This is a genomic window from Lentzea sp. NPDC006480, from assembly GCF_040611995.1.
GTDB lineage: Bacteria > Actinomycetota > Actinomycetes > Mycobacteriales > Pseudonocardiaceae > Lentzea.
On sequence record NZ_JBEXPJ010000142.1, the window covers coordinates 1 to 23,521 of the forward strand.

Annotated in this window: 26 protein-coding genes; 13 read left to right on the forward strand and 13 right to left on the reverse strand. The window is 69.2% G+C overall.

Annotation, left to right across the window (positions count from 1 at the left end):
- Both ABZX92_RS35920 and ABZX92_RS35925 read right to left on the reverse strand, forming a co-directional pair.
- The coding region (locus tag ABZX92_RS35920; RefSeq protein ID WP_355569621.1) for a methyltransferase at positions 1–1,161 on the reverse strand (1,161 nt) is incomplete at its 3' end.
- 25 nt (positions 1,162–1,186) lie between these two features.
- Positions 1,187–2,674 (reverse strand): helix-turn-helix domain-containing protein, encoded by a 1,488-nt coding sequence (locus ABZX92_RS35925; protein ID WP_355569624.1) that lies wholly within the window; start codon positions 2,672–2,674, stop codon positions 1,187–1,189.
- A gap of 76 nt (positions 2,675–2,750) precedes the next feature.
- Here ABZX92_RS35925 and ABZX92_RS35930 point away from each other — a divergent pair, with 76 nt between their 5' ends.
- Both ABZX92_RS35930 and ABZX92_RS35935 read left to right on the forward strand, forming a co-directional pair.
- The gene (locus tag ABZX92_RS35930; protein WP_355569627.1) at positions 2,751–3,065 is read left to right on the forward strand and encodes a DUF3099 domain-containing protein; all 315 of its coding nucleotides are present in this window, start codon (positions 2,751–2,753) and stop codon (positions 3,063–3,065) included.
- Between the two features lie 30 nt (positions 3,066–3,095).
- Entirely contained in the window at positions 3,096–3,815 is a 720-nt protein-coding gene (locus ABZX92_RS35935) for a DinB family protein (protein WP_355569629.1), read from the forward strand.
- On the opposite strand, the gene ABZX92_RS35940 is transcribed toward ABZX92_RS35935, so the two are convergent.
- Together ABZX92_RS35940 and ABZX92_RS35945 are read right to left on the reverse strand one after the other, a co-directional pair.
- Positions 3,816–4,694 (reverse strand): sugar kinase, encoded by an 879-nt coding sequence (locus ABZX92_RS35940; RefSeq protein WP_355569632.1) that lies wholly within the window; start codon positions 4,692–4,694, stop codon positions 3,816–3,818.
- Positions 4,691–5,578 (reverse strand): pseudouridine-5'-phosphate glycosidase, encoded by an 888-nt coding sequence (locus tag ABZX92_RS35945; protein WP_355569634.1) that lies wholly within the window; start codon positions 5,576–5,578, stop codon positions 4,691–4,693. Before ABZX92_RS35945 ends, ABZX92_RS35940 begins: the two co-directional genes overlap by 4 nt.
- A gap of 31 nt (positions 5,579–5,609) precedes the next feature.
- Here ABZX92_RS35945 and ABZX92_RS35950 point away from each other — a divergent pair, with 31 nt between their 5' ends.
- On the forward strand, positions 5,610–5,855 hold the full coding sequence (locus tag ABZX92_RS35950) for a DUF3039 domain-containing protein (RefSeq protein ID WP_355569637.1): 246 nt from the start codon (positions 5,610–5,612) through the stop codon (positions 5,853–5,855).
- Positions 5,856–5,922: 67 nt separating this feature from the next.
- On the opposite strand, the gene ABZX92_RS35955 is transcribed toward ABZX92_RS35950, so the two are convergent.
- Positions 5,923–7,017: a YihY/virulence factor BrkB family protein gene (locus ABZX92_RS35955; protein ID WP_355569640.1), complete on the reverse strand. Its 1,095-nt coding sequence runs from the start codon at positions 7,015–7,017 to the stop codon at positions 5,923–5,925.
- 157 nt (positions 7,018–7,174) lie between these two features.
- Here ABZX92_RS35955 and ABZX92_RS35960 point away from each other — a divergent pair, with 157 nt between their 5' ends.
- A complete protein-coding gene (locus ABZX92_RS35960) occupies positions 7,175–8,860 on the forward strand; it encodes a DEAD/DEAH box helicase (RefSeq protein ID WP_355569676.1) in 1,686 nt (561 codons plus the stop codon).
- A gap of 114 nt (positions 8,861–8,974) precedes the next feature.
- On the opposite strand, the gene ABZX92_RS35965 is transcribed toward ABZX92_RS35960, so the two are convergent.
- Positions 8,975–9,790, reverse strand: coding sequence for a class I SAM-dependent methyltransferase (locus ABZX92_RS35965; RefSeq protein ID WP_355569643.1), 816 nt, complete (start codon positions 9,788–9,790; stop codon positions 8,975–8,977).
- 47 nt (positions 9,791–9,837) lie between these two features.
- Here ABZX92_RS35965 and ABZX92_RS35970 point away from each other — a divergent pair, with 47 nt between their 5' ends.
- The 5 genes from ABZX92_RS35970 (at position 9,838) to ABZX92_RS35990 (ending at position 15,162) form a co-directional block, all read left to right on the forward strand.
- Positions 9,838–10,434: a TetR/AcrR family transcriptional regulator gene (locus tag ABZX92_RS35970; RefSeq protein WP_355569645.1), complete on the forward strand. Its 597-nt coding sequence runs from the start codon at positions 9,838–9,840 to the stop codon at positions 10,432–10,434.
- Positions 10,435–10,564: 130 nt separating this feature from the next.
- Positions 10,565–11,698, forward strand: coding sequence for a substrate-binding domain-containing protein (locus ABZX92_RS35975; RefSeq protein ID WP_355569647.1), 1,134 nt, complete (start codon positions 10,565–10,567; stop codon positions 11,696–11,698).
- 77 nt (positions 11,699–11,775) lie between these two features.
- Positions 11,776–12,549 carry an ATP-binding cassette domain-containing protein gene (locus ABZX92_RS35980; RefSeq protein ID WP_030464839.1) on the forward strand — a complete coding sequence of 258 codons (774 nt, stop codon included), beginning with the start codon at positions 11,776–11,778 and terminating at the stop codon, positions 12,547–12,549.
- Positions 12,550–12,569: 20 nt separating this feature from the next.
- Positions 12,570–14,000: an ABC transporter permease gene (locus tag ABZX92_RS35985; protein WP_355569650.1), complete on the forward strand. Its 1,431-nt coding sequence runs from the start codon at positions 12,570–12,572 to the stop codon at positions 13,998–14,000.
- Positions 14,001–14,004: 4 nt separating this feature from the next.
- Positions 14,005–15,162, forward strand: coding sequence for an ROK family protein (locus ABZX92_RS35990; protein WP_355569653.1), 1,158 nt, complete (start codon positions 14,005–14,007; stop codon positions 15,160–15,162).
- 83 nt (positions 15,163–15,245) lie between these two features.
- Here the strand turns inward: ABZX92_RS35990 and ABZX92_RS35995 are convergent, their stop codons facing one another.
- The 4 genes from ABZX92_RS35995 to ppgK all read right to left on the reverse strand — a co-directional run bounded on the left by ABZX92_RS35995 (position 15,246) and on the right by ppgK (position 18,957).
- Positions 15,246–15,428 carry a hypothetical protein gene (locus ABZX92_RS35995; protein ID WP_045316573.1) on the reverse strand — a complete coding sequence of 61 codons (183 nt, stop codon included), beginning with the start codon at positions 15,426–15,428 and terminating at the stop codon, positions 15,246–15,248.
- A gap of 426 nt (positions 15,429–15,854) precedes the next feature.
- Positions 15,855–16,397 carry a helix-turn-helix domain-containing protein gene (locus ABZX92_RS36000; protein WP_052685410.1) on the reverse strand — a complete coding sequence of 181 codons (543 nt, stop codon included), beginning with the start codon at positions 16,395–16,397 and terminating at the stop codon, positions 15,855–15,857.
- 261 nt (positions 16,398–16,658) lie between these two features.
- Positions 16,659–17,978: an RNA polymerase sigma factor gene (locus ABZX92_RS36005; RefSeq protein ID WP_045316572.1), complete on the reverse strand. Its 1,320-nt coding sequence runs from the start codon at positions 17,976–17,978 to the stop codon at positions 16,659–16,661.
- Between the two features lie 217 nt (positions 17,979–18,195).
- Positions 18,196–18,957 carry a polyphosphate--glucose phosphotransferase gene (gene ppgK / locus ABZX92_RS36010; protein WP_355569657.1) on the reverse strand — a complete coding sequence of 254 codons (762 nt, stop codon included), beginning with the start codon at positions 18,955–18,957 and terminating at the stop codon, positions 18,196–18,198.
- 115 nt (positions 18,958–19,072) lie between these two features.
- Here ppgK and ABZX92_RS36015 point away from each other — a divergent pair, with 115 nt between their 5' ends.
- The gene (locus ABZX92_RS36015; RefSeq protein WP_355569660.1) at positions 19,073–19,867 is read left to right on the forward strand and encodes an inositol monophosphatase family protein; all 795 of its coding nucleotides are present in this window, start codon (positions 19,073–19,075) and stop codon (positions 19,865–19,867) included.
- Positions 19,868–19,938: 71 nt separating this feature from the next.
- Here ABZX92_RS36015 and ABZX92_RS36020 read toward each other — a convergent pair whose 3' ends face one another.
- Positions 19,939–20,472 carry a hypothetical protein gene (locus ABZX92_RS36020; RefSeq protein WP_355569662.1) on the reverse strand — a complete coding sequence of 178 codons (534 nt, stop codon included), beginning with the start codon at positions 20,470–20,472 and terminating at the stop codon, positions 19,939–19,941.
- Positions 20,473–20,503: 31 nt separating this feature from the next.
- Positions 20,504–21,214, reverse strand: coding sequence for an envelope integrity protein Cei (cei, locus tag ABZX92_RS36025; protein WP_355569665.1), 711 nt, complete (start codon positions 21,212–21,214; stop codon positions 20,504–20,506).
- Between the two features lie 422 nt (positions 21,215–21,636).
- Here cei and ABZX92_RS36030 point away from each other — a divergent pair, with 422 nt between their 5' ends.
- Positions 21,637–21,936 (forward strand): DUF4193 domain-containing protein, encoded by a 300-nt coding sequence (locus ABZX92_RS36030; RefSeq protein ID WP_030464829.1) that lies wholly within the window; start codon positions 21,637–21,639, stop codon positions 21,934–21,936.
- A 70-nt stretch (positions 21,937–22,006) separates the two neighbouring features.
- Here ABZX92_RS36030 and ABZX92_RS36035 read toward each other — a convergent pair whose 3' ends face one another.
- Positions 22,007–22,468: a DUF3093 domain-containing protein gene (locus ABZX92_RS36035; protein WP_355569667.1), complete on the reverse strand. Its 462-nt coding sequence runs from the start codon at positions 22,466–22,468 to the stop codon at positions 22,007–22,009.
- A 24-nt stretch (positions 22,469–22,492) separates the two neighbouring features.
- Here ABZX92_RS36035 and dut point away from each other — a divergent pair, with 24 nt between their 5' ends.
- Together dut and ABZX92_RS36045 are read left to right on the forward strand one after the other, a co-directional pair.
- The gene (gene dut / locus ABZX92_RS36040) at positions 22,493–22,966 is read left to right on the forward strand and encodes a dUTP diphosphatase (protein WP_355569670.1); all 474 of its coding nucleotides are present in this window, start codon (positions 22,493–22,495) and stop codon (positions 22,964–22,966) included.
- 4 nt (positions 22,967–22,970) lie between these two features.
- Positions 22,971–23,521, forward strand: a 551-nt coding sequence (locus ABZX92_RS36045) for a DUF3710 domain-containing protein (protein WP_355569673.1), incomplete at its 3' end; no start/stop codon positions are given.

Below are 23,521 nucleotides of genomic sequence, written 5' to 3' on the forward strand. Positions count from 1 at the left end.
GGGGTTCGCGCGCAGCCACGCGACGTTGTCGAGCCACCGCGCGGCCTCCGGGCCCAGCGGGTCGTCGTAGGCGTGGCGCAGGTCTTCGCAGATGACCTGGGAGTGCATCTCGTCGGTGCGCCGCAGCGTCACGTAGCCGAAGCCGACGCCCTGGACGTCGTTCTCCTCGAACCAGTCCAGCCACGCGGCCGCCTTCTGCCGGCCCTCCGGACTGCGCGCGTCGACACCCGCGTCCTTGAGCCACGTGCCCACGTACAGGGCGGGCTCGGCGATGTCGCGCTGCACGAACCACGCGTCGATCCCACCGCGCGGCAGCCAGCTGGAGACGCGTTCCTCCCAGTCCTCGCCCTTGCGGTGCACCCACGACGCGAGCAACTGGCCGACGCCGCCTTCGTTCAGGAACGCGGGCAGCTGCCGGATGACCAGCGCGGACGCGTCGTCGCCGGCGAGTCCGGAGTCGCGGTACACGTAATCCACCCGAGGCGGGCCGACGACGAACGGCGGATTGCACACGACCTGGTCGAACCGCCGGTTGCGGACCGGGCCGAACCACTCGCCCTGCAGCGTCTCGACGTCGAGGTCGTTGATGCGGAACGTGCCCTGCGCGAGCCTCAGCGCGCGTTCGGACAGGTCGGTGGCGGTGATGCGCTCGGCGTGGGTGCTGGCGTGCAGGGCCTGCACGCCGCAGCCGGTGCCGAGGTCGAGCACCGTGCCCACCGGGGTGCGCTTGGTGGCGCGGGCGAGGCTGATCGAGGCGTGACCGACGCCGAGCACGTGGTCCTCGGGGACCGCTCCGCCGCGCAGGTCGGAGTCGAGGTCGGCGATGACCCACCAGTTGTCCTCGTAGGGCCTGACGTCCAGTCCGGCCTTCAGATCTTTGGTGAGGATCTCGTTGGTGACGGCGTCGTCGATGTCGACTCCGGCCAGCGCCTTGCGGACGTCCTTTTCGGGTTCCTCGTCGCCCAGCAGGAACAGGCGGATCAACGTGCCGAGCGACCCGGCGTCCTTGCTGGCACGGCGGGCGGGTTCGGGCTCGCCGCGGCCGAGTGCGGCGTGGGCCTGCGGGCCCAGGGCGTCGACCACGCCGTCCGCGGTGTAGCCGGCGTTCAGAAAGGCCTCGCGCAGTCGAGCGCACAAGTCGGCGGAAAGATCAGGGTGCACGAAGCGACATGCTTTCACGCTCCAGTTATTGGCGCGTGATCTGGAGGGCGATGGCCATCGCGAGCCGTTGTTCGGGATCGTCGAGGGGGAGTGGCGTCACTTCCGTCATCTTCTGCATGCGGTACCGCAACGTGTTCGGGTGCACGCTCAACTCCCGTGCCGCCGCCCGCACGTCCCCCTGTGCCGCGAGCCACGCCCGCAACGTCGTCGCGTACTGCGTCCCGTACTCGGCGTCGTACCGCAATATATTGGATATCGGTCCGCGTGTTGGGAGCCGTCCCGCCTCGGCGACGGCGGCGAGCCGATGCAGCAGCACCTGTGCCCAGGCGTCGTCGTATACAACCGGTGTACCAGTGGAAAGCGCGAGGCATTCATCGGCTTCCTGCCGTGACGTCGGCAGCTGGGTCGCCTCCGCCGGTCCGCCGATACCCGCGAGCACTGTCGCTTCCGCTGGCAGCTCTCGCACCAGTGAACGCACCCAGCCGACGGCGTCGTCGGCCGCCGGGATGACCGTGTAGAGGACGTTGCCGAACAGCGCGCTGCGCCCGGGCCGCGACCAGCCGAACCCCGCCGTCGCCCGCTGGAACGCGAGCACCGCCGCCCCGTGCTCGCCCTCGCCCGCGTGCGCCTGCACCGCGATCACCCGCAGATCGGCCGACGGCAGCCCGAGCCGCGCGACGTCGGCGGACTCCGGGTGCTCCAGCAGCCGGATCACGAGATCCGCCTCGGCCTGGCGCTCCAGATCGGTCGACGCCCGCGACCGCAGCAGGTGCAACGCCGCCGTGCGCGCGCCATCCACCAACGCGGCCGACCTCGCCGCGTCGACCGGCCCGGTGACCTCGACCCAGACCGAGCCGAGCAGCTCCCGGCCGGCGCGGACCGCGGCCACGAGCCGGTTGCCCAGCTGCGGGGTCAGCTTGGGCACGAAGATCGGTTCGTCCGACGACGCGAGGTGGCTGAACACGCCGAACTCGTCGAGCGCGCGCCGGGCCTGTTCCGGAACGCGCCGCCCGAGGATGGTCTGCACCCGCACCGGGTCGACGTCCTCCTGCCGGTACGAGTAGGCCAGCACGCGCGACTGCTGGTCCTCGATCGTCACCGGCCCGCCGACGACACCCGCGATCACGTCGGCCAGCCCGAACAGGTCGCCGGTGCGCGTGCCGCCGTTGACCAGCGTCTGCGTGACGTTCGCGAGCTGCCCCCACGGCACGGACGGGTCGACGAGCAACACCGCGGCGCCGGACTTCTTGGCCGCGGCCACGACACGTTCGTCGAGCGGCGGCTTTCCGTGCAGCACCACCGCTGAGGCCGCCGTCGAGGACACAAGTCGCGCCGCGGCGGCCACCGACGGCGTGCCGAGCCCCAGCAGGACGTCCCCTGCCGCCGCGGGCGTGTTCTCCGCCGGATCGTGCAGGGCAACCCCGCGCAGTTCGACGTCGCGTCCCCTCGGCGCGCACGCCAGATGGGTGCCCAGACTGCCGAGCACGTCCACGAGCCGATCAAGGGCGACCACTCGCGGATGTTAACCGCCGACCGGGTGTCCCGGCCGTCACTCGGACGTGGGACCATTGGGCGGTGGAGGTGGTGTCGTGAGCAGTCCCGACCGGAACGACACCCCGGTGTTGATCACCGAGGCGGCCCCGTCCTACGAGGAACAGCACGCCGCCCGGCGCCGCAAGTACGCGATCATGATGAGCCTGCGCTTCCCGTGCCTCATCCTCGCGGCCCTGTTCGCCCACACCTGGTGGCTCGCGCTGTTCTTCATCGTGCTGTCCGTGCCGCTGCCGTGGATGGCCGTGCTGATCGCCAACGACCGCCCGCCGCGCAAGGCCGAGAAGGCAAACCGCTACGAGGCCGAGCGCCGCGCCATCGCCCCCAAGAGCACCACGATCATCGACGGCTGACTCGTCGCTGTTCGGACGTAGCATGCGGGCATGACGCGATACGTCGACGAGGATCTGCGCGGTGCGGAGTTCCGCGAGTGCGACCTGACCGGGGCACGCCTGATCGGCGTCGTGATGCAGGACGCCGTGATCGACGGGCTCGTCACCAATCTCGTGGTGAACGGTGTCGAGGTCACCGGGTACGTCGAGGCAGAGCTCGACCGGCGTCATCCGGTGCGGGTGCTGATCCGCTCCGAGGACCCCGCCGATCTGCGCGAGGCGTCTCGTCAGCTGCACACCGCCTGGGCCGCCACGATCGAGCGAATCCGCCGCCGGCCCGGCATCGAGCGCCGTGCCGTGAACGACGAGTGGTCGGCGGTGCAGACGCTGCGCCATCTGGTCTTCGTCCACGACTCGTGGTTCCGCCGCTGCTGCCTGGGTTCGACGGAGCTGTTCACGCCGATGGGGATCGGGCCGGACGTCGAGCCCTACCGCGAAGCGCACGGGCTCGACCTCTCGCTCGAGCCGGCCCTCGACGAGATCATGAGCGTGCGTGACGCACAGGCCGCCGAACTCGAGGCCTGGCTCGACGAGGTCACCGCCGCGCGGCTCGCAGCGCGAGCGCCGGTGCCCGATGACGATGTCTGGCCGCCGTACGCCCGAGGACGCTCGGTGCGGCGATGCCTCGGCACAGTGCTCAACGAGACCTTCGAGCACCACCGCTTCTGCGTCCGCGACCTCGACCTGATCGAGGCACAGGACGCCGAGTAGTCAGCGAGGGGGCTGGGCGCCCACCAGGCTGACGGCGCGGGAGCCTGCTCGGACGCCGCCCAGGAGGGCGTCGTGCTTCGAGGCGCCGGCCAGCCAGGCTGCGAGGAAGCCCGCGTCGAAGGCGTCGCCGGCGCCAGTCGAGTCGACGCACTCAGTGGCTTCAGCGGGGACCGAAATCAGATCGTCGGCGTCGACCCAGGAGGCACCGTCCGGGCCCGTCGTCACGACCACCGCGCCGACGTGTTCGAGGAGCGCCTTGGCGGAGGACGGCTCGGCCGAACCGGTCAGGGCGAGGAGCTCGTCGGCGTTCGGCATGAGGACGTCGACACCGCGCACGTCCTCCAGGAAGGCCTTCGCGGAGTGGATCAGGACCGCTGCCTGGGGGTCGACCGACGTCGTCCAGCCGGCGGAGCGAGCGGCTTCGAGAGCCGCCAGACCCGCCGGACGCGAGGTGGCGTCCAAGAGGACGTAGCCGGACAGGTGCAGGTGGCCGTCGGGCGCGGCGAGCAGGCCTGGAGCGAGGTCGGCCGGGGAGAAGCGGGCGTTGGCGCCGCGGTCGGGGAGCATCGAGCGCTGGCCGTTCTCGTCGACCAGCACGACGACGCAGCAGGTCGCGAGCTCGGGGTCGACGGCGAACGCGCACTGCACGCCCGCGGCGGTCAGCTCGGAGTGGACCTGGCGGCCCGCCGAGTCGGCGCCGACGCGGGCGACCAGCACCGGGGAGGCGCCGCACGCGGCCAGCCACACGGCGGTGTTGGCGCCGGCGCCGCCCGGTTCGATGGTGACCTTTGCCCTGACGTCGCCGCCGTGGGCGATGGGGCCGGAGTGCCGGGCGACGACGTCCAGACCGGCGTCGCCCACGACCACCACCGGCCTCATCGGAAGAGCTCAACAGCGACGGCGGAGGCGACGGCGGTGTTGCTGACGACCAGTTCCTCGTTGGCGTCGAGGCTGACGCCGGCGCTCGCGGTGTGGAAGTGCTCCAGCAGGACGGGGGTGACGTCCTTGCCTCGCACGTTCTGGTCTGCGAGCTTCTGCAGGCCCTCCGCGAGCAGGCGGTCGTGCAGGGCGGAGTCCATCTCGAACGCGGCCGGGATCGGGTTCGCCAGCAGCATGCCGCGCCCACCCGCGGCGAACACCGCGGCGGCCTCGGCGGGGTTCTCGACGCGCCACGGCACCTCGAACTCCGACTCGCGCCGGTAGAACGCGGGGAAGGAGGAGGTCTGGTAGCCGACGACCGGCACCGAACGGGTCTCCAGCACCTCGAGGGTCGCGCCCATGTCCAGGATCGACTTCACGCCGGAGCAGACGATCAGCACCGGCGTCGTCGCCACCACGTCGAGGTCGGCGGAGACGTCCCACGTCTCGCGTGCGCCGCGGTGCACGCCGCCGAGGCCGCCGGTCGCGAACACGCGGATGCCGGCCTGATGAGCAAGCGCGGTGGTCGAGGCCACGGTCGTCGCACCGCTGCGGCCCAGCGCGTAGGCGGGACCGAGGTCGCGCGACGAGAGCTTGAGCAGGTCCTCGGAGCAGACGCGCTCCAGCTCAGCGGGGGTGAGGCCGATGTGCGGCACACCGTCGAGCACCGCGATCGTGGCGGGCACGGCGCCGGCCTCCCGCACGACCTTCTCCAACCGGGCGGCGACGGCGAGGTTGCGCGGCGCGGGCAGCCCGTGGGACAGGATGGTGCTCTCAAGAGCGACGACCGGCCGGTTCCCGGCCAGCGCGGCGGCTACTTCTTCGGCGATGTGCAGCGTGGTCACGAGGGGACATCATCCCAGGTACCCTGGGCGCGTGAGCACCCAGACTCTCCCCGAGGTCGATGTCCGGCCGGAAGGCACCGACCAGACCGGGGACGACGCCCCGAAGATGTTCCACTACGTGCGCAAGGCGAAGATCGCCGAGAGCGCCGTGATGGGAACGCACGTGGTCGCTCTGTGCGGCGAGGTCTTCCCGGTGACGAAGTCGCCGAAGCCTGGTTCGCCGGTGTGCCCGGACTGCAAGAAGATCTACGAGGGCCTTCCTGCCGGCGGCGAGTAAAGCCCCAGAACCTCTGCCAGCCGCGTCCGGCGCCTCGATCTGCTCGAGGCGTCAGGCGCGGCTGTTCTCATGAGCTGGTCGAGGTGTTCTCTTCCTCCGGCGAGGTCCGCGGCTCCTGGATCTTGAGCGGCGCGGTCAGCTGTGTGTCGGCCGGGGACGGCGCCGAGTAGGTGCTGGTGCCGCTCTCCTGCTTGGGCGCGGCGTTCTCGGAGCGGATGCGCGAGGCCGCACGCTCCATCTCCAGACGACGCCACCGGCGGCGCTGGCGGCGGGTCATGCGGGCCGGCCACATGTCCTGGATCGCGCTGTTGAAGTACGCGCCGATCGTGATCGCCAGGCCGATGAAGAACACGAACAGCAGGAACGCGATCGGCGTCGCCAGAGCGCCGTAGGTGTAGCCGGTGGTGGTGATCCACTGGATGTACAGGCGCAGGCCGATGGACGACAGGATGAACACGGCCATCGCGAGCACCGCACCGGGCAGCACGCGGTGGTACGGCAGTCTCCGCGGCAGCGCGACCTTGTAGAGCAGCGACAGCGAGAGCACGAGCAGCACCGCCACGCCGGGGTAGTAGAAGCGGCCCACCCACGTCGTGATGTAGGGCTGCCACGACGTCGGGAAGAACTGCGGCAGGATGTCCGGCCCCAGCGCCAGCACCGGCAGGCCGACCACCAGCGCCACCAGCGAGACCATGTACAGCAGCAGGGCGAAGATGCGTTGCCACAACTCGTTGCGCACGCCGTACTGCCCGTGCGCGACCGTGATCGCGTCGACGAACGACGACATGGCCGACGAGCCCGCCCACAGCGAGATCAGGAAGCCGACGGAGACGATCTCGCCCTTGCCGGTCGTGAGGATCTCGGCGACCGTGGGTGCGATCACGCCGTTGACCACGTCGGCGCTGAAGATCGTGCGGGTGAACCCGATGATCTTCTCCTGGACGGCCCGCACGACCTCCTGGCCGAACCAGTCGCCGAGATAACCCATGGCGCCCAGCACACCGAGCAGAAGTGGCGGGAACGACAGCGTCTGCCAGAACGCGGCCTCGGCGGCTTCTGAGAAGATGTTGCCTTCCCACGCTTTCGACAGCGTGCGCGCGAGTAGACGCAGCGGCCCCTTGCGGCCGGACCTGCGTGCGTCGTTGTCGGTAGGCGCACCCATCGCAAGGACAAGCATGGTGCATGGGGCCACGTTTCGCGGCATTGACGCCGTGAACAGGTAGAGTCACGGTGCCCTCGGCAACGGTCTGCCTGAGGGTATTGCTATGTCTGACCTGCATAAATGAGGAGAAACACGTCTCGTGACAGCGACAGCAGCAATGCGACCGCTGCGGGCATGGCAGCGCCGGGCGCTGACCAAGTACCTCGCCGCCAAACCGCAGGACTTCCTCGCCGTCGCGACTCCGGGCGCGGGCAAGACGACCTTCGGTCTGCGCGTGGCCGCCGAACTGCTGGCGGACCGGACGATCGAGGCCGTCACGATCGTCACGCCCACCGAGCACCTCAAGCACCAGTGGGCGAAGGCGGCTGCCGAGCAGGGCATCCACATCGACTCGAACTTCCGCAACACCAACGCGATGACCTCCCGCGACTACCACGGTGTCGCGGTCACCTACGCGCAGGTCGCCGCCCATCCGTCGTTGCACCGGGTGCGCACGGAGAACCGCAAGACGCTGGTGCTGCTCGACGAGGTCCACCACGGTGGTGATGCCAAGTCGTGGGGTGATGCGATCCGCGAGGCGTTCACGCCCGCGGTCCGCCGTCTCTGCCTGACCGGCACGCCGTTCCGCTCGGACGACTCGCCGATCCCGTTCGTGCAGTACGAGGAGAGCAACGGCGGCTTCAAGACGTCCAAGGCCGATCACACGTACGGGTACTCCGACGCGTTGCGCGACGGCGTGGTCCGGCCGGTGCTGTTCCTGGCGTACTCGGGTGAGGCGTCGTGGCGGACCAGCGCGGGCGAGGAGTACACCGCCCGCCTGGGCGAGCCGCTGACCCAGGAGCAGACCGCGCGGGCCTGGCGCACCGCGCTGGACCCGGCCGGCGACTGGATGGCCTCCGTGCTGCGCGCCGCCGACCAGCGGCTCACGCAGAAGCGCGAGAACGGCCTGCCCGACGCAGGCGGCCTGGTGATCGCGACCGACCAGACCGTGGCGAAGGCCTACGCGCAGGTGCTCCAGCGCGTCACCGGCCAGATCCCGACGCTCGTCCTGTCCGACGACCCGAAGGCGTCCGGCAAGATCGCCGAGTTCGCCGCGACGAACGAGCGCTGGATGATCGCCGTCCGGATGGTGTCCGAAGGCGTCGACGTGCCGCGGCTCGCCGTCGGTGTGTACGCGACGTCGTCGTCGACCCCGCTGTTCTTCGCCCAGGCCATCGGCCGCTTCGTGCGCAACCGGAAACCCGGCGAGACCGCCACGGTGTTCCTGCCCTCGGTGCCGGTGCTGCTGCAGCTCGCGGCCGAGCTGGAGGCCGAGCGCGACCACGTCCTGGGCAAGCCGCACCGCGAAAAAGACGGCTGGGACGACGAGCTCATGGCCGCGGCGAACCAGACCAAGGACGAGCCGGGCGAGGACGAACGCGCCTTCACGGCACTGGGCACCACGGCCGAGCTCGACCAGGTGATCTTCGACGGTTCGTCGTTCGGCTCCCCGACCCTCGCGGGCTCGGAGGAGGAGCAGGAGTACCTCGGCCTGCCCGGCCTCCTCGAACCCGACCAGGTGCGCACGCTGCTGCTGCAACGCCAGGAAGAGCAGATGGCCTCCGCGGCGAAGCGCCCCAAGCCCGAGGTGGCGGTGCGGGAGGCCCGGCCGGTCGGCGTGCAGGAGCGTCTCGCGTCACTGCGCAAGGAGCTCAACACCCTCGTCGCGATGCATCACCACCGCACCAAGAAACCGCACGGCAAGATCCACAACCAGCTGCGCGAGTACTGCGGAGGCCCGCCGACCGCGATGGCCAGCATCGAGCAGCTGGAAGAGCGCATCGCGACACTGCGCTCCTGGTAGCCGACCCCCGCCGGAGAAACCCCAGTTCAGCCGTGCGCACGCCTTTGCAATGAGTCTTTTGACTTCGTCCGCAAACGTTTTTTGCATCCGGGCGGGCGACTGATATGCGATATATCAGTTGCGGGTAATCGCGACGGCCAGGGTTTCGTAGTTCGAGGTGAAGCTGCCTCCCTCGGCGTCGACCGCCGCCGTGACGCCGGCGACGAACTCGGCGATCTGGTCGCTCGTGAGCAGGGCCATCGGTCCCATGGTCTGGATGAGGTCGGCGTACTCGGCCGAGGTGTAGGTGTGGTCCCAGCTGGCGCTCCACTGCTGCGGGCCGGAGAACTCGCCGGAGTCGGCGAACAGCGCGGCGGTGCGTTCGCAGCCCGCTCGGTAGAAGGCGAGTGAGTCCTCGCGGCTGTAGCCGACGCGCAGCGGGGTGTCGGGGGCGATCCGGTGGTAGGTGTGGGCGAGGGCCTCGGAGATCGAGTCCGGTGTCGAGAAGACGTGCCACAGCGCCACGAACACGCCGCCCGGCCGCAGCGCTCGTGCCGCTTGGCGCACTCCGGCGTCGGGGTCGACCCAGTGCCACGACTGTCCGGCGACGACCGCGTCGAACACGCGGCCCGCGGGGTCCCAGTCCTCGAACTTCGAGAGCTCCACCGGCACGCCCGAAGCACGGGCGAAGGCCGCCATCTGCTCGTCGTGCTCGACACCGAGCACCTCGAGCCCGGCGTCCCGCAGCTGACGCGACAGCGTGCCGGTGCCGCAGCCGACCTCGGCGACGCGCGGTCCGGGGCTCGCGGCGACGATGCGCTCGATCAACGACTCCGGGTAGGGCGGGCGGGTGCGGTCGTAGCGGGCGGCTTCCGCGCCGAATGAGGCAGCGAGCTTCGCGCGAAGCTCCTGGTGGGCGGTTTCGTCCGGGTCCTCGGCTAAAGTGGGCATGCGCCCACCATAGTGGGCAAGCGCCCACTCAGCTAGGAGAATTCAGCGTGCCCACCGGTGTGCACCTGCATGACGTGCGGGAACAGCTGTTCACGGCTGCGGAACGCCTTCTGGTCGAGGGCGGGCCGAGTGCGCTCACCAGTCGCGCGGTGACGACCGAGGCGGGTGTGGCCAAGGGGGTGCTGCACAAGCACTTCGACGACTTCGACGCTTTCCTCGCGGAGTTCGTCCTCGACCGCGTCGACAAGATGGACGCGCGCGCGAAGGTGCTCCTGCAACAAGCAGGCACCGGCACGATCGTCGGCAACCTCGCCGAGGCGATCACCGCCGTCTTCCGTTCCGCGGCCGTCGCGATGGTCGCCCTGGTGACCTTCCGCGACGACCTGCGCAGGCGGCTGCGGGAGACCTGGCCCGCCGGCGTCCCCGTGCTGACCGAGGCCGCGATCATGGTCAAGTCCTACCTGGAGCGCGAGCAGGAGCTGGGCCGCCTCGAGGATTTCGACGCGGACGGGGTCGCGCCGATGCTCATCGGCACCGGGCATCTGCTCTTCGCCGACCGCGACACTCCGCCAGATGAGGACGCCGTGCGCCGAATGGTCGCAAGTGTTGTTGCGCCGTGGTTACGCTCTCACAACTCTGAGTAGCCAAATGACGACGAGGTTGCCGCATCGTTACGACTTAATCGATTCAGTGTGGTTCCGGTCACGCGTATGTCGGGCATACGTTGTGCGCCACAACATTCTCTGTGACACAGCGCAGTGAAAGGGATGGCGGATGCGCAGCAAGAGCCTCGCTTCCATCGCCGTTGCCACGGGCCTCGCCCTGGCAGTTTCGGCGTGTGGTGCCAACACGTCCTCCAACACCGGAGGAAGCACGAACTCGAACTCTGGCAGCGGCGGGGGCACGAAGGTCGGCGTGATCCTTCCTGAGACCGCCACCTCCGCTCGCTGGGAGGGCTTCGACAAGCCTCTGCTCGAGGCCGCGTTGAAGAAGGAGGGGCTCGACCCCGACATCCAGAACGCGCAGGGCGACGTCCAGAAGTTCAGCACCCTGGCCGACGGCATGATCAACGCCGGCGTCAAGGTCCTGATCATCGCCACGCCCAACAGCGAGGTCGGCGCGTCCGTCGCCAAGAAGGCGCAGGCGCAGGGCATCCAGGTCATCGACTACGACCGCCTGAACACCGGTGGCTCCTCGTCCTACTACGTGTCGTTCGACAACGTGAAGGTCGGCGAGCTGCAGGGCCAGGGCCTGGTCGAGGGTGTCGCGAAGCTCGTCCCCGGCAAGAAGCCCGCCGAGATCATCGAGGTCGAGGGCTCGCCGACGGACAACAACGCCACGCTCTTCACCGAGGGACAGCACAAGGTCCTCGACGCCAAGTACGCCTCCGGTGACCTCAAGAAGGTCCAGTCGCAGGCGATCGACGGCTGGGACAACCAGAAGGGCGGCCAGGTCTTCGAGCAGATGCTGACCGGCAACGGCAACAAGATCGACGGTGTCGTCGCCGCGAACGACGGTCTCGCCGGCGCCGTGATCACGGTGCTGAAGAAGGTCGGCCTGAACGGCAAGATCCCGGTCACCGGTCAGGACGCCACCCCGGACGGCCTGCAGGCCGTGCTCCGCGGTGACCAGTACATGACCGTCTTCAAGCCGATCAAGGACGAGGCCGAGGCCACCGCCAAGCTGGCCGCCGCCCTCGCCAAGAACGACAAGGCCGCCGCCGACGCGCTCGCCACCGGCAAGACCAAGGACAGCAAGGGCAACCGCGATGTCCCGTCCGTCCTGCTGACGGCTCAGCTGATCACCAAGGACAAGGTCAAGTCCGTTGTGGACGCCGGCTTCGTCAAGGCGTCGGAGATCTGCGTGGCGGACACCCAGGCCGCCTGCACCGAGCTCGGCATCAAGTAGTAACCGCTTCGTGTCAAGGCGGGGTGCGGCACCTGCGCACCCCGCTTCGGCGCGTAGTAACCACGGAGGAAACCCCAGTGAGCGAGCCGATTCTCGAGCTGCGCGGCATCAACAAGAGCTTCGGCCCCGTGCACGTCCTGCACGACATCGACCTCACCGTGAACCCGGGCGAGGTCACTGCGCTCGTCGGCGACAACGGCGCGGGCAAGTCGACGCTGGTCAAGTGCATCGCGGGCATCCACCCGACGGACTCGGGTGAGGTCCTGTTCGAGGGCCAGCCCACGCACATCAAGGGCCCGCGCGACGCCGCGGAGCTCGGGATCGAGGTCGTCTACCAGGACCTCGCGCTGGCCGACAACCTCGACATCGTCCAGAACATGTTCCTCGGCCGCGAGCGCACCAAGGGCGGTCTGCTCGACGAGACCGACATGGAGCAGGCGGCGCGCAAGACGCTGGCGTCGCTGTCGGTGCGCACGGTCAAGTCGGTGCGCACGCAGGTCTCGTCGCTGTCCGGTGGTCAGCGCCAGACCGTCGCGATCGCCAAGGCCGTGCTGTGGAACAGCAAGGTCGTGCTGCTGGACGAGCCCACCGCCGCACTCGGCGTCGCGCAGACGCGGCAGGTGCTCGACCTGGTCCGCCGGCTCGCGGAGCAGGGCCTCGGGGTCGTCCTGATCAGCCACAACATGAACGACGTCTTCGAGGTCGCCGACAAGATCGCGTGCCTCTACCTCGGACGCATGGCCGCGGTCGTGGGGTCGAAGGACGTCACGCACGGACAGGTGGTCGAGCTGATCACCGCCGGTCGTTCCGGTGACCTGGGCATCGCCCGCCCCGAGGCGGCGACGATCTGATGAGTTCCGAAGAGGCGAGCATGACCGACACCACTGAAACGCCGGACCAGGAGACGCCTCAGCAGGGCGCCATCTCCGACTTCGGCATCGACACGACCTCCCAGTCCACGGGCGAGGCCGTGCGCGACTACTGGGCCAGGGTCCGCGGCGGCGAACTCGGTTCGCTGCCCGCGTTGCTCGGCCTGATCGTGCTGCTCATCGTGTTCAGCACGCTGTCCGACACGTTCTTCACCCTCGGCAACCTCGCCAACCTGCTCCAGCAGGGCGCCAGCATCACCATCATCGCGATGGGCCTGGTGTTCGTGCTGCTGCTCGGCGAGATCGACCTGTCCGCCGGTACCGCGTCCGGTGTGACGGCGTCGGTGATGGCACTGCACCTGATCCACAACGGCAACCTGCTCGGCGGCATGGGCGACACGGTGTTCTACGTGTTCTGCGGCCTGCTGGTGCTCGCGATCGTGCTCTCGGCACTGATGAAGATCTGGGCGGGTACGGCGCTCTCGGCCATCGCACTGATCATCGCCGCTGTCGGCATCCCGGCGAACGCGTGGCTGGAGATGCTGCTCGCGGTCTGTGTCGGCGCGGCAATCGGCTCCATCACCGGCTTCCTGGTCGCGCGGATCGGCATCCCGTCGTTCGTGGTGACCCTGGCGCTGTTCCTCGTGTGGACCGGTGTGGTGCTGCAGTTCATCGGTCAGGGTGGCACGCTGGGTCTGCGGGACGACACGATCTTCAACGTCGCCAACGGCAACCTGAACTTCGCGGGCTCCTGGGTGTTGTTCGTGATCGCGGTCGGCGGCTACGCGGCGGTCGTGCTCACCCGGCACTTCTCCCGGCTGCGCAGGGGACTGGTCGCCCAGCCGACGTCGCTGGTGCTCGGCAAGATCATTGCCCTCGCGATCCTGGCGGCGGTCATCACCTACGCGCTCTCGGTGAACCGCTCGCCGAGCGACCTCGTGGTGATCGAGGGCGTGCCGTACGTGGTGCCGCTGGTGCTCGTGCTGCTCGTGGTCGGCACGTTCGTGCTCGACCGCACCAGCTACGGCCGCCACATCTACGCCGTCGGTGGCAACAAGGAAGCCGCGCGCCGCGCCGGTATCAACGTCGAGCGGATTCGCATGAGCGTGTTCGTGATCGCGTCCTCGCTGGCCGCGATCGGCGCGATCGTCTACTCGTCGAAGGTCGGCTCGGTCGACCCGAACGCCGGTGGCGGCGACGTGCTGCTGATGTCGGTCGGTGCGGCCGTCATCGGTGGCACGTCGCTGTTCGGCGGCAAGGGCCGGCTGCGTGACGCCGTGATCGGTGGTGCGGTGCTCGCGATCATCCGCAACGGCATGGGCCTGCTGCATCAGCCTGCCTCGGTCGTGTTCATCGTGACCGGACTGGTCCTGCTGCTCGCCGCGAGCGTCGACGCGTTGTCCCGCCGCCGGGCAGCTACCGCGGCTCGCTGACGCGGTGACGGGACCAACCTCCGGCACCCGTCCCGACGAGATCCGCAGGCACAACAGGACGGCGCTGCTGCGTCGCCTGCACGTCGACGGACCGTCCACCAGGGCGTCGCTCGCGGCTGAGCTCGGGCTCAACCGCAGCACGATCAAGGCCCTGGTGGACGGTCTCGGCGAGGCCGGCGTGGTGGCCGAGCGCGTGCCCGCTCAGCGCAGCGGCGCCGGCCGTCCCTCGTTGCTCGTCCTGCCCCAGCCGCACGCCGCGGTCGTCATCGCGATCGACGTGCGGGTGGAGCAGGTGGCGATGGGGTTCGTCGGCCTCGGCGGGGAGATCCTCGGGCGGGACAGCTGGAACCTGCACAACCGGACGCGTGATCCGGGAGAGGTCATCACGCACATCGTCGAGTCGGCGCGCCTGATGGCCGACGACCTCGACGTCACCGCGGTCGGGGTCGGCGTGTCGGTACCGGGTGTCGTGCGGCGCTCGGACGGCCAGGTGCACGAGGCGCCGAACCTGCACTGGACGGGCGTCGCGCTCGGCAAGCGCCTGGAGGCGGTGCTGAAGCTGCCCGTCCAGGTGGGCAACGACGCGGAGCTCGGCGCGCTGGCGGAGCACGTGCGCGGCGCGGCCCAGGCGTCCTCGGACATGGTCTACATCTCCGCGGACGTCGGTGTCGGCGGTGGCGTCATCCTGTCCGGGCAGCCGTTGCGCGGCTCTGGTGGCTACGTCGGCGAGCTGGGGCACATGGTCGTGCGTCCCGGTGGCCGTCGCTGCTACTGCGGCTGTGACGGCTGCTGGGAGACCGAGGTCGGCGAACCGGCGCTGTGCCGGGCTTTAGGACTGCCGGACGACGCTCCGCGCGGTGCCGTGGTGGCGGCGCTGCGGGCGCTGGACGACCCGTCGCCGCTGGACGAGTTCGCGGACTGGCTGGCGCTGGGGCTCGCGAACATCGTCAACATCCTCGGCCCGGAGCTGGTGGTGCTCGGCGATCTCTACACCGCGCTGCCGACGTCGCTGGTGGACGCCGTCGGCACTGCCGTGCAGCGGCGGAGTCTGGTGTCGCGGGCCGTGGGCGGGACGCAGATCGTGACGTCGCCGCTGGGCCGGGACGCCAAACTGATCGGTGCGGCCGAGCTCGCGTTCGAACCGGTGCTGGACGCCCTGTAACAGCCCCTGCAACAGCCGTGGAAAGCGAAGGGGGCGGAGATCCGTGAAGGATCTCCGCCCCGAGCGGCTAGGTGGGGTGGAAGTCAGCCCTGCTGAATCTCAGCAGCGAGTTCGCGCAATTTCTCACTGTGCGCCCGGGCGTGGTGCCCGCAGAACAGCAGCTCGCCCCCGGACGGGAGCAAAGCGCGAACCTGGGCAGCAGCCCCGCAGCGGTCGCAGCGGTCGGCAGCGGTCAACTCGGGGCGGGTGAGTGCTGCAGTCATGATGAATCTCCCTCCGTCCCGGCAACGGAACTGGAGTGTTCCGGTGCCCTCTTACCAAGCTGCGACCACAGCGCCCCTGGCCGGTGCGCGGTGCTCGCTGGCTCCACTCTGACAGACGTTCTGGCGATAGTCAGTGTTCCCGTGTGCGTGGCGACTCGCGTCACTATGCGATTTACCCGGCTGCAGCAGGCTCACACATGTATTTGCCACCGGTTCACCGTCTTGACACGCACGCTGAGCAACCGGAAACCCGCTGGTGGAGCAGCAAGCTGAGGCCGTTCGGTCTGTTGCGTGCGACCGGGAGTGTGATATCGGTTGCCCTTGTCCGCCCTCCGCGAACAGGTCACGAACGTCCCACGATTCGGACGCGGGACCGTGATCAAACTCCCGGTCGTACAGCCGTTCGGCCTAGTCGATCAACCCGGTCGATCAGCTCGCGAGGGCCGCGCTGATCGCTCGTGCGGCGTGCCCCACGGCCTCCCGCAGAGCCGTGGCGCTGCGGCCGCTGTCGAGCACCGCCGAGACGGTGCCGATGACACTGCTGGACGGCGTGCGCACCGGAGCGCTGACGAACTCCATGCCCGCCGGCACCGTGGCACCGGGACGCAGCCGCGCCACGTCCTCCGCGCGCACGATGCTCGCCGCGGCCACGAGCACCCGGTCGCGCCGCGGCACCGCGAGGATCGTCGACGTCCTGATCGTCGCGGACAACGCGCGCAACGGTTGCCGGGCGACCCGCAGGATGCCGGGAGCCGGTTCCCACGCCTGCCCGAGCCGGAACATCTGCGCGCCGATGCGGTAGCGGCCGCGCACGTTCTCGACCGCGCCGAGCACCTCCATCTGGTCCAGCAGGCGGTGCACGGTCGTCTTCGGCATCTCGCAGCGGTCGGCGAGTTGCGTGAGCCCCAGCTCACCCTCGTCCATCAGCTTGTCCAGCAGCGAGAAAGCCCCTTCGAGTACTGACCTGCCCATGTTTTCAGCCCCCTCGTTCCGATCTCCGGAACTGTCCCTGTGCACCCCTCCGGCACAGCCACACACTGATGCTGTCGCGGATGCACAGGCGGCACATGAGTACATGGGTACTCATCTTTCGCATGCGTCCGATCACGCCTGGTCACGGCATGAGCACGGGTAGACCTGGACGTGCCGGCGGGCCACCGGAACGCGGACCGGAAAAAGAAGATCCCCGCACCGAACCGGTGCGGGGATCTCTGCGTATGCCTGAGTGAAGACCTAGTCGAGGTAGTCGCGCAGCACCTGCGAGCGCGACGGGTGACGCAGCTTCGACATCGTCTTGGACTCGATCTGGCGGATGCGCTCACGCGTGACGCCGTAGACCTGGCCGATCTCGTCCAGCGTGCGCGGCTGGCCGTCGGTGAGGCCGAAGCGCAGGCGGACGACGCCCGCCTCGCGCTCGGACAGCGTCGCGAGCACGGACTGCAGCTGGTCCTGCAGCAGCGTGAACGAGACGGCGTCGACCGCGACGACGGCCTCGGAGTCCTCGATGAAGTCGCCGAGCTGGCTGTCGCCCTCGTCGCCGATCGTCTGGTCCAGCGAGATGGGCTCACGCGCGTACTGCTGGATCTCCAGCACCTTCTCGGGCGTGATGTCCATTTCCTTGGCGAGCTCCTCCGGGGTGGGCTCGCGGCCCAGGTCCTGGAGCAGCTCGCGCTGGATGCGACCGAGCTTGTTGATGACCTCGACCATGTGCACCGGGATGCGGATGGTGCGGGCCTGGTCGGCCATCGCGCGGGTGATCGCCTGCCGGATCCACCAGGTGGCGTACGTGGAGAACTTGTAGCCCTTGGTGTAGTCGAACTTCTCGACCGCGCGGATCAGACCCAGGTTGCCCTCCTGGATCAGGTCCAGGAACGCCATGCCGCGGCCGGTGTAGCGCTTGGCCAGCGAGACGACGAGACGGAGGTTCGCCTCGAGCAGGTGGTTCTTGGCGCGCTCGCCGTCGCGGACGATCCAGCGGAGGTCACGCCGCATCTGCGGGGTGAGCTTCTCCGCCTCTTCCTCGGAGCGGCGCACGCGCTCGGCGGCGTAGAGACCCGCCTCGATGCGCTTGGCGAGCTCGACCTCCTCCTCGGCGTTGAGGAGGGCGACCTTGCCGATCTGCTTGAGGTAGGCGCGAACGGAGTCGGCCGAGGCGGTGAGCTCCGCGTCCTTGCGCGCCTGGCGCAGGGCCTCGGACTCCTCCTCGTCCCAGACGAAGTCACCCTTGTTCTCGGGGTCCTCCGCCTCCTCCGGCTCGTCCACGATCGGCTCGTCGACGATCTCGACGTCCTCGGCCAGGTCCTCGGCGCCCGGAGCGCCTTCCATGTCCTCGGGCTCTTCGCCGTCCTTCTTGGCGGTGCCCTTCGCGGCAGGATCGGCCTTGCCGGCCGTCTTGCGCGGCGCCTTGGCGGCGGCTGCGGGCTTCTTCGCTGCCGCAGCGGTCGTCTTGCGCTTCGGCTTCTCCTCGGCCTCGCCGGCCGCGGTCGCCTTGGTCGTCTTGGCGGCGCTCGCGGCGGAGCTGGAGCGTCGGGTTGCGGTTTCTGCGGCTGCCACGTACGCCCTTTCGCGACGGTCGTTCAAGGCGGACCAGAGGGCGCGAAACCTCGGTCGCCAGAGTTCAGGGGATCTCCCCGCCGATCTTGCTTGGCGGGTGTGCGTTCCATTGTAACGACGTCGGTGACGCGGTGTTGCGCCCCGAGGTCGTTCGGGGCGCTCCTACCTGCGTTGTCCCAGCTAGAACCGGTCGGACACGTTTCGGTGTCGACCAGAGCTACGGGCGCACACCGTGTGCGGCGGCCCAGGCGGCACCGACGATGCCCGCGTCGTTCTTCAGTGCAGCAGCAACTACTTCAGTGCGCACTTCGAGCAACGGCAGCCACTTGTGCGCCTTCTTGCTCACACCACCGCCCGCGATCACCAGGTCGGGCCAGATGAGGTCCTCCAGCACGTTGATGTAGCGCGTGACCCTGGGCGTCCACTCCTCCCAGGACAGGCCCTTCTCCTCCTTCACGGAGGCGGCCGCGCGCGACTCGGCGTCGTGCCCGTCGACCTGCAGGTGCCCGAACTCGGTGTTCGGGACGAGCTTGCCGTCGAGGAACACCGCGCTGCCGATGCCCGTGCCGAACGTCAGCAGCACCACGGTCCCGTCCTTGCCGACGCCCGCGCCGAACGACATCTCCGCGATGCCGGCCGCGTCCGCGTCGTTCATCACGACGATGTCCTCGGGCTTGCGCTTGAGGCGCTCCGCGAAGAGCGTCTGCGCGTCGCAGTTGATCCAGCCCTTGTCGACGTTCGCCGCGCTCAGCGCCACACCGTGCTTGACCACGCAGGGGAGCGTGATGCCGACCGGTCCGTCCCACTGGAACTTCTCGACGATCTCGGCGACGACCTCGGCCACCGCCTCGGGCGTCGACGGCTGGGGCGTGGGGATCCGCATGCGTTCGCCGTCCAGTGCTCCTGCTTCGAGGTCGACCAGGCCGCCCTTGACGCCGGAGCCGCCGATGTCCACACCGAACCCGCGGGTGATGCCCATCCCCGTGGTCCTTCCTACTCGATCCTGCTGGCTTCGATTCAGTAACCGTGGTGCGCAGACATTAGCCTGACGTTCTCCGATAGTCCCGTGCTAGTGACGCAGGAGGGAACCGGTCGTGTTCGATCCCCGGCCACTCGTCGACATCGCGACGGCCATCGGACGGGAAGCAGGCGCACTTGTTCAGCGCATGCGTGCTTCCGCCGTCATCTCGTTCGACACGAAGAGCACTTCGACCGACGTTGTGACCGAGGCCGACCGTGCCTCAGAACAACTCGTCCGGACGCGTCTGTCCGAGTTGCGCCCCGGCGAGCCGGTGCTCGGCGAGGAGGAGGGCGGAACCGTCGTCGAGGGGCTGACCTGGGTCGTCGACCCGATCGACGGCACCGTCAACTACCTCTACGGCATCCCCTGGTACTCGGTGTCGATCGCGGCGCAGCTCGACGGCGAGTCCGTCGCCGGCGCCGTGGTGGAGCCCGCGACCGGACGCGTGTGGACCGCCGCTCGTGGCCACGGCGCGTTCCTGGATGGTTCGCCGTTGCACGTTTCCGCCACGACGGATCTGTCGCTGTCCTTGCTGGGGTACGGGTTCGCGTACCGGGCGGAGCGGCGGCAGCGTCAGGCCGACGCCTGGGCGGCGATGGCGACTCGGGTGCGTGATCTGCGTCGCGCCGGTGCGGCGTCGCTCGATCTGTGTTCGGTGGCCGCCGGCCGGCTCGACGCCTACGCCGAGCACGCGCTGGGCCGGTGGGACTGGGCGGCCGGTGGGTTGATCGCCGCCGAGGCCGGCGCGGTCGTGCGGCTGCCGGGGTCGTCTCCCGAACTGGGGGAGGACGCGACGTTCGCGGCCGCTCCGGGCATCGCGGACGCCATGTACAGCGCGCTCGTCGAGTCCGGCTTCGGCAAGGTCTGAATCAACGCCTGGATCAACACCGACATTGACTGAATCAACAGGAGATTGACTGAATCAACATCGACGTTGATTCAGTCAATGTTGATGGGCGTTCGTCCAGTCAACGTGGACAGCAGGTTGGCGACTTCACGCACGTCGGGCACGTGGATCAGCTCCGCGACCCGGCTCTGCCCGAACCCGTCGGGCAGGTACCGCCGGTCGAGCCGCAGGTATCCGGAGCCGTCCTGGTCCTCCGTGAACGCGAGGGTGTCGATCTCGTCGAGCCGCGTCGACCGCGCTCGCCGGCCGTGCACGGACACGACGCGTTGGTCGGTCACGTAGTAGGTCGTGCGGCGCAGCGTGAGGAAGCGCCAGGCGAACGGTTCGGTGAAGTAGAGAGCCGTGGACACGGCGAACATGCCGGCGCCGAACGTGACCGACCAGCCGTCGACCACACCCAGCCCCAGGTTGAGCAGGCCCGCGACCACCGTCAGGAGCAGGAACACGGCCGCGTTGAACTTGAGGCTGAACCGCATCCACCTCGGGTCCGAGCGCAGGAACACCGATCGATGTGCGGGCGAGCCCTGCCACAGGACGCGCTCGTCCGAAAGAAGATCTACCCCCATGGGGGCAAGGTAGCGAGAACCGGGCGAACCGTCAGCAGGTCACGTCGCGCGCGCCGGACAGGTTGTCCGGGTTCAGCGTCGGCGGGGCCGCTGCGGCGACCTGACCGCCCTGCTGGTCCGGCTGCTGGTCCGCCCACTCCTTGAGCTGCTCCAGCACCTTGCGGGCGTCGCTGTTCGGCTTGACCTCGTCGAACTTCTTGCCCAGCGCGACGTCGACGGTGGCGTCCTGGCGGTCGTCGCGCACCAGTTCCAGACACGGCTCCAGCAACGACAGCGTGCGCGCGGCCGACGAGCCGGGCGCGCCGAAGCGGATCTGGCCGCGGCAGCCCATGTCGCCCGCCGGGTAGATCGGGTCGTTGCCGGGGTCGGCCGCCTGCTTGAGGCCGAGCTCGGTGAGCTGCGTCGCGATGGTCTTGGCGTGGTTGCGCTGCGTCGAGGCGTTGACGACCTTGAAGTTGACCTCGCCGACCGGCAGCGGGCTGGTGCGGTCGAGCGCGTCGTGTTCCAGCACCGTGCCCAGCGGCGGCGGAGGAGCCGTCGGCGTGCCGTCCGGGGTGGCGGTGGTGGCACCGGTCACGTGACCTGGCGCGTTGCACTTGATGGCCGCGTCCACGTCGCTCGCGCCGCCGAGCACCTTCACCCACACGAACACGGAGCTGACCAGCAGCAACGCGAACAGAACGAGCGCGGGCACGGGCCGACGCCGCTTGTAGGGCGTCAAGCTTCCCGATGCGGGTCCCACGTCCGAAGCCCTCCCCGTGTTCGTCCCCTGCTGATCAGCCTAGGCCCTGCCCGGCTGACGCGCGCCTCGGCGTACGTGACCCACCGCACCGGCCTGATTGCCCACAGTCAGGACGGTACCGGCCCGGCGTCAGGTTGCACGCCGAGGTTCAAGCGCTCCCGCACAGGGTATCGGTCCAGCGTACAAAGGTTGTGTCACCCGTCCGGTCGGTAAGGGGTAACCCGATGTCGAGTCACTCGGGCAATGAGCTACCCTCTGCGCGCTCCGCACACATGTGGATCAAGCCGGTGGTCACGCCACGGGGGTTGGCTTGGCCCGCGGGTGTGAGAGACCTACGTCACCTTGACGTGGGGCACAAAAGAGGTCGCTGGAGCGTTAACCAGCGACACGAACAGTCTCCGTAGACCGCAGGGGTGAAGAAGATGGCGACCGACTACGACGCGCCGCGTCGCAGCGAGGCGGACGAACTCGCTGAGGACTCCCTCGAGGAGTTGAAGGCCCGGCGGAACGAGACGCAGTCCGGCGTCGTGGACGTCGACGAGGATGCGAGCGCGGAGAACTTCGAGCTGCCCGGCGCCGATCTGTCCGGTGAGGAGCTCACGTTCAAGGTCCTGCCCAAGCAGGCCGACGAGTTCACGTGCTCGAAGTGCTTCCTGGTGCACCACCGCAGCAGGCTCGCAGAGGACAACAACGGCGTGTACATCTGCCGGGACTGCGCCTAAGCGAACAATCCGCCAAGAAACCAAGAAACACTGGGCGCTCACCCGCACGGGTGGCGCCCAGTTGTGTTCTTCAGGACTTGATCGCGGCGACGAGGGCCTCCGGGCGCCGCGTGCTGATCATCCAGTACGGCGTCGGGTCGTCGGGGTCGTTCACCCGCACGCGCACGAGCGGCTTCACCCAGCCGCGGTGCACGACGTACGCGGCCGGGTCGAGGTGCGGGCCCATGGCCTTGCGCCGGTCCTGCGGCGCGATGATCTCGACGTCGCCGAGCAGGTCCAGTGGGATGTGGGCGTCGCCGGCCCTGAGCTCACCGCCGGAGACCTCGACCTTCGCCGACCCCATCTTCCAGATCAGCACGGCCGTCAGCGGCAGCAGGATCAGGTACGGCAGCCAGGACCGGACACCGGGGAAGCCCATGTGCACCTCGGCGGCCAGCAGCCCGGCGGCCAGCAGCGGCAGAGGCCAGATCCACGGCGTCACGTACAGGCGCTCGCGGAAGGTTGTAGTGGCGGTCAAGGCAGTCTCACTCACGTCGTCAGGGTAATCTCGCCCGCCGTGTCCAGCGTCGAGGTGTTGCTGACCCGGCTCGATCCGGGGGTTCCCGTGCCCGCCTACGCCCGTCCCGGCGACGCGGGCGCCGATCTGGTCACCACGTCGGACGTGGTCATTCCACCAGGAGAGCGCGCCGTCGTCGGCACCGGTGTCGCGATCGCGCTCCCGACCGGGTACGCAGGGTTCGTGCACCCCCGTTCCGGACTGGCCGCGAGGGTCGGCTTGAGCGTGGTCAACACGCCCGGCACGATCGACTCCGGCTACCGCGGTGAGATCCGCGTCTGCCTCGTGAACCATGATCTGCGGGAGCCGATCGTGCTGTCGCGCGGTGACCGGATCGCCCAGCTCGTCGTGCAACGCGTCGAGCACGCGGTGTTCCACGAGGTGACCGAGCTGCCGGAGACGGAACGCGGTGCGGGAGGCTACGGCTCGACCGGTGGGCACGTGGTGCTCGCCCGTATGAAGACAGAGGGGTAGGGGCATGTTCGGAAGGCGCCGCAAGCGCGGTCGTCACTCCGCGGGGTCGGTCGACACCGGTGCGGAGCACGACGAGGCTTTCGACGAGGACGTCGACGGCCCGTGGGACTCGACCGTGGCGCCCCATGACGACGTGCAGCGCCTCGACCTGGGATCGGTGCAGCTGCCGATGCCGGACGAGGCCCAGCTGCAGGTCGAGATGGACCAGGAGACCGGTTCCGTGCGCGCGGTGCACGTCCTCACGTCCGTTGGCCAGCTGACGGTGAGCGCGTTCGCCGCGCCGAAGTCGGGCGGGCTGTGGAAAGAGGTCGGCGCCGAGCTGATCCAGGGCCTCAAGGAGGACGGCGCCCGGATCAACCGCGAGAACGGCGAGTGGGGCGAGGAGATCACCGCGCGCAACCAGGGCGTGCAGATCCTGTTCGTCGGCGTCGACGGGCCGCGCTGGATGCTGCGCGGCGTCGCGGCCGGTCCCGAGGAGCACTTCGAGCAGAACACCGCCGCGTTGCGGGAGATGTTGCGGGGCACCGTCGTCGTGCGCGGCGAGCAGCCGATGCC

Excerpts from the sequence above, each read along its gene's own strand:
- ABZX92_RS35935 (WP_355569629.1), top strand. The coding sequence starts at position 3,096 with ATGACGCGATACGTCGACGAGGATCTGCGCGGTGCGGAGTTCCGCGAG.
- ABZX92_RS35940 (WP_355569632.1), bottom strand. The coding sequence starts at position 4,694 with ATGAGGCCGGTGGTGGTCGTGGGCGACGCCGGTCTGGACGTCGTCGCC.
- ABZX92_RS35955 (WP_355569640.1), bottom strand. The coding sequence starts at position 7,017 with ATGGGTGCGCCTACCGACAACGACGCACGCAGGTCCGGCCGCAAGGGG.
- ABZX92_RS35960 (WP_355569676.1), top strand. The coding sequence starts at position 7,175 with ATGCGACCGCTGCGGGCATGGCAGCGCCGGGCGCTGACCAAGTACCTC.
- ABZX92_RS35965 (WP_355569643.1), bottom strand. The coding sequence starts at position 9,790 with ATGCCCACTTTAGCCGAGGACCCGGACGAAACCGCCCACCAGGAGCTT.
- ABZX92_RS35975 (WP_355569647.1), top strand. The coding sequence starts at position 10,565 with ATGCGCAGCAAGAGCCTCGCTTCCATCGCCGTTGCCACGGGCCTCGCC.
- ABZX92_RS35985 (WP_355569650.1), top strand. The coding sequence starts at position 12,570 with ATGACCGACACCACTGAAACGCCGGACCAGGAGACGCCTCAGCAGGGC.
- ABZX92_RS36000 (WP_052685410.1), bottom strand. The coding sequence starts at position 16,397 with ATGGGCAGGTCAGTACTCGAAGGGGCTTTCTCGCTGCTGGACAAGCTG.
- ppgK (WP_355569657.1), bottom strand. The coding sequence starts at position 18,957 with ATGGGCATCACCCGCGGGTTCGGTGTGGACATCGGCGGCTCCGGCGTC.
- ABZX92_RS36020 (WP_355569662.1), bottom strand. The coding sequence starts at position 20,472 with ATGGGGGTAGATCTTCTTTCGGACGAGCGCGTCCTGTGGCAGGGCTCG.
- ABZX92_RS36030 (WP_030464829.1), top strand. The coding sequence starts at position 21,637 with ATGGCGACCGACTACGACGCGCCGCGTCGCAGCGAGGCGGACGAACTC.